The organism is Rhodococcus sp. NPDC059968, from assembly GCF_042738615.1.
Taxonomy (GTDB): Bacteria; Actinomycetota; Actinomycetes; order Mycobacteriales; family Mycobacteriaceae; genus Rhodococcus_F.
Window position 1 is genome coordinate 24103 of the sequence record NZ_JBHWUE010000103.1, and the last position, 7369, is coordinate 31471.

The following is a 7369-nucleotide window of genomic DNA, read 5'->3' on the forward strand; positions in this document are numbered from 1 at the left end:
CGACGCTCATGGCCGCACGGAAGACCACCCCGCGACGCTCCAGTCCCAGACGAGCCAGCGCCGCGTCGCTGATACCCACCCCGGGGCACGGGGAGCAGATCTGGATTCTCGATGTCCCGTACCGGGCATCCGCGCCCGGTGCCAAGTACTACAAGGCGCTCAAAGCGCATGCCTACATCGGCGCTCAATTGCCTGACGAACTCGCCGTCTACGCGTCGAAGCCGTACTCGTACGCTCGCTGGGTCGAAGAGGACTTCAACGGCGTGCGGCAACCGGGCGCTACTGGTTTCCACAAGATACCGCGGCCAGAACAGGTGGACGCCGCGAAGGCGATCGCGATGGCCTTTCACCACGGCAAGCGCGGATTCTTGTTGGCCGACGAGCCCGGTGTAGGCAAGACCGGCAGCGCGATCCTCGGCGCGAAAGCTGCGCTGAAATTGGGGGGTGGCGACACCGTACTCATCACCGTGGACCGGCCAGCCCAGATCACCATCGCCGCGTGGCGCGACGCCCTCGCTGCGTTCGGCGACGGTGGGTACCGGTGGTTGATCATCTCCCCGGACCAGCTCAAGAAGTTGCTCGGACGCAACGGCCAACCGAAGTACTCCTTTTCCCTCATCATCAATGACGAGGCACAGCAATTCAGGCACCTCACGGCCCAGCGCACCCAGTACCAGCGGCGCGTTAACCGCCTCTCCGCATCACCAGAGAAGGCGCCGTTCGTGATCACCGTGACGGCGACGCCGGGTCATCACCCAGGCGAATACACCTACCTGTCTTCGCTTTTCGCGCAACTGCACGACGACCCGCCGGGCGAGTGGGCCGATCTTGGTAAGAAGCTGGCCGAGCATGGACTTCCCCTGACTCCCGGGTGGGACAAGGGGAAATGGGACTGGAACGACCAAGCAAAAGGTTCTCAGCGGCTGCAGCATCAGGCCGTCACCCGCGTCCGGAAGTGGATGACCGACTGCGACCCGCCCGTCATGGTGCATCGCGACGCGCCCTGGGGGCCGCCGCCTATCGACGGCCTGCCACTCGATTTCACCGCCACACAATGGGCTGCGTACCACCAGGACTGGAGTGAGTTCCGGAGCGCGATGAGGATCGCCCGCCAGGGGAACGACACCGCCCGCGGCCGTGCCGCTCTGATGCGGTTCCGGCAGAAGGCAGGCATGCTGCGAGCCCCGCAGACCGCCGAGTTGGTAGCCGCACACGTCGAACGCGGCTACCAGGTACTCGTCGCCGTCGAATTGGTCACCACCGCCGCCGACCCGGTAGCCAGCCTCTTGGAGGAGCACGGCATTGGCGTCTCGCGCATCTTCGGCGGGGGTGATCTCGAGACGGAGCGCATTAGATTTCAGCGCGGCCACAACCCGGTCGCGGTGTTCACCACCGCATCTGCGATCAATCTGCAGGCGTCCGAGTTGATGGTCGACGGTTCCCGCGCCTCATCGGCACGTCGCATCGGGTTCTTCCACCAGCCTCGCTACTCCGGAATTGCCGCACGCCAAACGATGGGTCGTGCGCATCGCGACGGGCAGGTTTGCTCATGGTCACTCCTGTTCGCCGCCGGAACTGTGGAGGAGCAGGCGGCTCGGATCATGATCAATCGGCTAATGGTGACGTCAGCCAGTGTCGATGGCGATCTCGGGGCGTTCGGGAAGCTCGCGCGGCTGTTCGACGCAGACTGGCTTCCCGAAAGCATGTTCGAGTAGGAATGATGCCTGGACCAGGGACTTCTGCAATCGAGAATGAGCGGATGTGCATATCCCGGCAAGTGTGCTCATAGTTGGGTGTCCACCTCGGTGAACAGAAGACGTGCATGCTGAACTTCCAGAGTCGCTGCACGCACATTCCCCACTCAGACAGGTGTGTCCGCGTGGACACACGGCAACACTGAGAGCCGCACCCATCGGCGGACAGCCGGATGAGGTTCAAAGGTTGAGCTCAACCGGGGAGAACATCACGTGAGCACGTCTCGAGCAGCGCGGGCGCGATCACTGCCGGTGTATCCGGCAGCGGCTACGCCGACCCTGCGAATCCCCTCCTCGTCGCCACCGAAACAGATGACGGCTACACCACTACCGGGCAGGCACCGTTCGTGACCGGATGGACCTCGTCGACGCCGTCGGTGTCAGCGCATACGACACCAAAACACAGAAAACTGTCACCTTCCTCATGGACGCCACCGACGGTCGAGGTGTCCACGCGAACCGAATCTCGCACACACCCTCGACCGCCACACCCGAGAATGCGGGTGGACCCGGCCACAGCAGACCAGATCACTGCACCGGTCGCCCTCCTCCGCTGGCGACTCACCCACATCAACTGGACAGGGGCCCTCCCCAAGCCGACACCGCACAACAGCCGACGCAACACGACGGCGAGAACGCCCCCTGACCCGGTTCCACCTCGATTCCGCTGTTTCGTCGGTTGGACACCACTCCCCGCGCAGCCCGGAAGAGGTGCGAGCCGCACAGAAGCGGTTGCTGGCGACGGCCATTCCGCGAAGGGTGGACACTTCGGGACGTGATGGTCCAGTCTATAAAACCGACCACTTTGCTCTGTGGACTACTGCCGACTGGGTGACCTTGTTTCCACAGACTTTCGTGACTTAAGGTGGAGTGCGCGCATCGCGCGGCGTGTCGGGGTCTGGGCGGTTTGCGTTGATAGGCATGCTAAATAGCCCTTCTAAGGATCGATCATGTCCACCAGGCCGCCCACCGGATCGACGCTACAAGTCCCCTGTTGCTCCTCGGCCGGCTCGTCAGCCAGAATGCACGAGCGGGCATCGCCGGCACTTAGGCGCAGCTATTTTCCTCAGGTCGGCAGAGCCTCCCCCCGGGGCCGACGCGTCGAGAGGTCTGGCAATCATCCGCACCATCGCGGGCACGGGCGGACTTCACGGCATGGCGCCTCATTCCACAACGTCGGCCGTTTCGCCCCCAATGGGTGAATCACACGAGCGTTCGCCGTGCTGGCGGAGGGCGCCACGGAGGTGCACGCTCAGACGAAAGCTCCTGCAATAAGTTCGAGGGACCTCATCAAGTCGTTGCACCGGCGAGAGACAACGCAGTGTCGCATCCCTCACGCGCCGAGAACCGGGCAAACGATGTTTACCAAGACGTTGTTGATCGACAACTACGACTCCTTCACATACAACCTCTACAGCTTCCTCAGCGACGTCAACGGGTGCCCGCCGACGGTGGTACGCAACGACGTGGACTGGCTTGCCATCGACCTGACCGAGTTCGACAACATCGTGATTTCTCCGGGGCCCGGTCGTCCAGCGAGCGAACGCGACTTCGGCATCAGCTCGCGGGCCATTCTGCAGGGTGGGCTTCCCACACTAGGAGTGTGCCTCGGCCATCAGGGTTTATGCCAACTGTTCGGTGCGCATGTCGTCTTGGCTCCAGAGCCTAGGCACGGTCGCAACTCGAAGGTATTTCACGACGGAAGAGAATTGTTCACGGGTCTCCCCTCGCCTCTGTCGGTCGTCCGGTACCACTCTCTCGCCGTCGAAGATCTCCCCGATGCGCTGGAGGCGACTGCGTGGACATCCGATGGGGTCCTTATGGGGGTAAGGCACCGTCTGCGCCCGCTGTGGGGGTTGCAGTTTCATCCGGAGTCGGTCTGCACCGATCATGGACATGAACTCCTCGCCAACTTCCGTGACCTCACCCCGACCCGCCGGAAGGGATCCGCCCCGAAGCCGCGACGGCGGCCGCGGACCTTATCCCCATACCTGGTGGAAACACGACGGATAGATCGGCGAGTCGACCCACAGACGGTGTATGAGCGCCTGTTCGCAGACGGCCCCAACAGTTTTTGGCTCGATGGCAGCTCCACAGTGGAGTCGGACGCCCGCTTCACCATCATGGGCGACGCATCTGGCCCACGCGCCGAGTACGTCACGTACGACGTTGCGGACGGCACCGTCCTGGTGCACCGTTCCGGCGTTCCGGCCGACAAACGACGCGTGCGATTCTTCGACTATCTCGACGAACAGCTGCGGATCCGCGCTGTGCCGCCATCGCCGGACCTGCCGTTCTCGTTCAATCTGGGCTACGTGGGCTACCTGGGCTACGAGTTGAAGGCCGAAGCCGACGGCAATGCGCGACACTCCGCGGACACACCGGACGCGGCCCTGGTATTCGCCGACCGCGCAGTCGTGATCGACCACGTCGACGGCAGCTGCTACCTACTGGCGCTCAGCGAGCAGGCCCACGAACCCGAAACCCGCGACTGGATGCGCCGTACGGCGCGGGTAATCAACCGGATGCCCGTCACGACCGACGATGCGCGTCCCGCGCGGCCGCTCATCAGGTCGGCGGCAGACCCGCGCATGACGCTGCGCCACAACCGTGAAACCTACCTCAACAAGATCCGTACCTGTTTGGAGAACATTCGGGTCGGCGAAACGTACGAAGTGTGCTTGACGAACCACGCCCAGATCGATGTCGAGATAGACCCCGTCGAAACCTTCGCCTACCTCCGATCCATCACTCCAGTGCCCTACGCAGCACTCCTGAGGTTCGAGGCAGCGGACATACTCAGCGCCTCCCCCGAGAGGTTTCTGCGCGTGGGCGCCGACCGGGTCGTGGAGTCCAAACCGATCAAGGGCACCCGGCCGCGGGGTGCAACCGCTGCGACGGACGACGCGCTCCGCCAGGACCTTCTGACGAGCGAAAAGGACCGGGCCGAGAACCTCATGATCGTCGACCTCGTGCGCAACGATCTGTCACGGGTCTGCACTCCCGGTTCGGTGCACGTACCGCGATTGTTCGACGTCGAAACCTACGCACCGGTCCATCAGCTCGTGTCGACGGTGCGGGGGACGCTGCGCAGTGACGCGACTGCGGTCGGGTGTGTGCGTGCCTGCTTCCCGGGTGGCTCGATGACCGGAGCACCGAAGATACGCACCATGGAAATCATCGATCGGCTGGAGGAGGGGCCGCGAGGCGTGTACTCGGGCGCCCTCGGCTGGCTGTCGATCAACGGCACCGCCGACCTCAGCATCGTCATCCGAACCATGGTGTCCCGGCACGGGACAGTGAGCTTCGGGATCGGGGGCGCCATCGTCGCATTGTCCGACCCCGACGAAGAGTTCATCGAGACCCTGGTCAAGGCGGCCGCCATGCGCAGGGCCCTCACGATCAGCGCCGGCAGACCGCACGCCCTCGCCCACCACGTCAGTCCGCAGACCTCGAGTGACACCATCGATCGAGCCGGGCGACGACTCTCGCGGGCCGAATTGGGCGGTGTAGAGGTGTGGGTCTGCCCCGGTGTGCCAGCGCCCAAGGCCAACGCCGAACTGGTACTTGCCGAGGCCCTCGCCGATATTTCAGATGTCACGACTCCAGTGGTCGTGGACCTGTGCACCGGTTCCGGAGCAATCGCCTTGGCAATCGCGCATGCCCGAGCCGATGCCGGTGTACACGCCGTGGATGTGGATCCGACAGCCCTGAACGTGGCGCGACGCAACATCGAACGTCAGATCCGCCTCGGCGAGAGCCCGATCGTGCTTCACGAAACCGCCGTCACCGCGCCCAATCTGCTGTCCGGCCTGGACGGAACGGCCGATCTGGTCCTCGCCCGTCCACCGTGCATTCCCGAGGACGAAGACCTTCCCTCACAGTGCGGCGAGTACCACCGACGGGCCTCGGTCGGTGGTGCAGATGGGCTGAGGCTCGCCCGGCAAACCATTGTTGCGGCGGCACGGCTCCTGCACGCAGGCGGCAGCCTCGTCGTCGAGCACCGTCCCGACCGCTACACGACAGTGCTCGCACTACTCGACGAGAACAAGTTCTTCACCAACGTGGCAACACATTTCGACCACGCGGGAGAAGCGATCTACACCACATGCGCGCGGACCTCCCTGCAGCCCCAGCACACCGAGGTCGGGCCCGAGCCCAACCCCTGCACGCCTCCTGACGCAAAGAGCAGATCGGAGAAGAGTCGTGGACGCCGTCCCGCCACTGATTCCAGGAACTGAAAAGCGCTCGGGGACCAACCTTCCGTCGGAGGCATGCCGTTTATCTGCCGCGCAAAAGGGAATCTGGTTCGCCCAGCAACTGGCCGGCGAGCTCCCGATCACGATCGCGCAGTACGTCGAGGTCTTCGGCGAGTTGGATATCGATTTGCTCGAGGCGACCAGCCGCGTGGCGGCCAGGGAGTTCGGTTCGGGGTTCCTACGCCTGGTCGATCACGACGGTGAGCTGTATCAACTGGTCGACGATTCTTCCGACAGCGGGATCCGGCGAATCGACTTTCGCGCGGAGGACGACCCGAGCGTCGCCGCGCAGCAGTGGATGCGCCGCGAGTTCAGCACACCGATAGACCTCCTCCACGATGCGCTCGCAGTCTCGGCGATACTCCAGGTCGGTGACCGGCACTACCACTGGTACTCACGCATTCACCACATCGCCCTCGACGGCTACGGCGCCATGACGCTGATGCAGCGTATCGCCGAGTTGTATACGGCCGCAGTTGCCGGTGTCGAAGCCCCGCCGCTCCGCGTGCTGGACCTCGCGCAGATCGTTGAAATCGATGCTGCCTACCGGAACTCGAATCGCTTCGAAGCCGATCGGCGATACTGGGCGGAACGGACCTCGGGACTGCCGGAGCCTGCGAGCCTGGCCGGGCGGTCGGCACCCGTCGAGGCACATCCGCGGGTGGCCAGCGCGGCCTTGTCACACGACGTAGCCTCAATGCTCGACTCGGTCGTCGCGCAGCACAACTCGAGTGCGGCACCGGTCTTGGTCGCTGCTCTTGCTGGCTTCCTGTGCCGGATGACAGGAAGATCGGACATCGTACTCAGTCTGCCGGTTTCGGCCCGAACGAGCGCACCGTTGCGACGCTCAGGTGGGATGGTGGCCAATGTCGTACCGCTGCAACTCGAGGTGGGCGCGGACGTGACGATCGGGACACTGATCAAGTCCGCCCAGCTCGAGTTGACCGGGGCGTTGCGGCGGCAGCGGTACCGGCGTGAGGACATCTGCCGCGATCTCGGCAGGGACGTCAGCCGCAATCGCTCGTTTGGTCCGACTCTCAACATCATGCCGGCCGACCGAGAGATCCGGCTGGGCCCCCACCTCGGCCGCCTGCACGTGTTGACCTCCGGGCTCGTCGACGATCTTTTCGTCAACATCTACCCGAGCGTGGGCGGCACCACGACACACATCGACTTCCAAGCCAACCCGAGCCTGTACGACAACGACGTTCTCGATCGTCATCACCACCGCTTGTTGTCCTTTCTCGAACGCTTCCTTTCTGCCGATGCGGGGTGTCGGGTCGGTGACCTCGACATCCTCGACACCGACGAACGACGGAACCTGCTCGACCGCACCGGCGGCCCCGAACACCCCGC

3 protein-coding genes are annotated in these 7369 nt (G+C 64.1%); all 3 read left to right on the forward strand.

Translation table 11 applies throughout. The features are described 5' to 3' along the window. The first annotated feature begins 8 nt into the window (after nucleotides 1-8). The gene (locus tag ACFWAY_RS44240; RefSeq protein ID WP_378514967.1) at nucleotides 9-1715 is read left to right on the forward strand and encodes a DEAD/DEAH box helicase; all 1707 of its coding nucleotides are present in this window, start codon (nucleotides 9-11) and stop codon (nucleotides 1713-1715) included. 1397 nt (nucleotides 1716-3112) lie between these two features. Next, nucleotides 3113-5995 (forward strand): aminodeoxychorismate synthase component I, encoded by a 2883-nt coding sequence (pabB, locus tag ACFWAY_RS44245; protein ID WP_378514969.1) that lies wholly within the window; start codon nucleotides 3113-3115, stop codon nucleotides 5993-5995. Beyond that, the coding region (locus tag ACFWAY_RS44250; RefSeq protein WP_378514971.1) for a condensation domain-containing protein at nucleotides 5961-7369 on the forward strand (1409 nt) is incomplete at its 3' end. The genes pabB and ACFWAY_RS44250, both read left to right, overlap by 35 nt.

Bases quoted from the DNA above. Each gene is read 5' to 3' on its own strand.
- ACFWAY_RS44240 (WP_378514967.1), top strand. From the start codon at position 9: ATGGCCGCACGGAAGACCACCCCGCGACGCTCCAGTCCCAGACGAGCC.
- pabB (WP_378514969.1), top strand. From the start codon at position 3,113: ATGTTTACCAAGACGTTGTTGATCGACAACTACGACTCCTTCACATAC.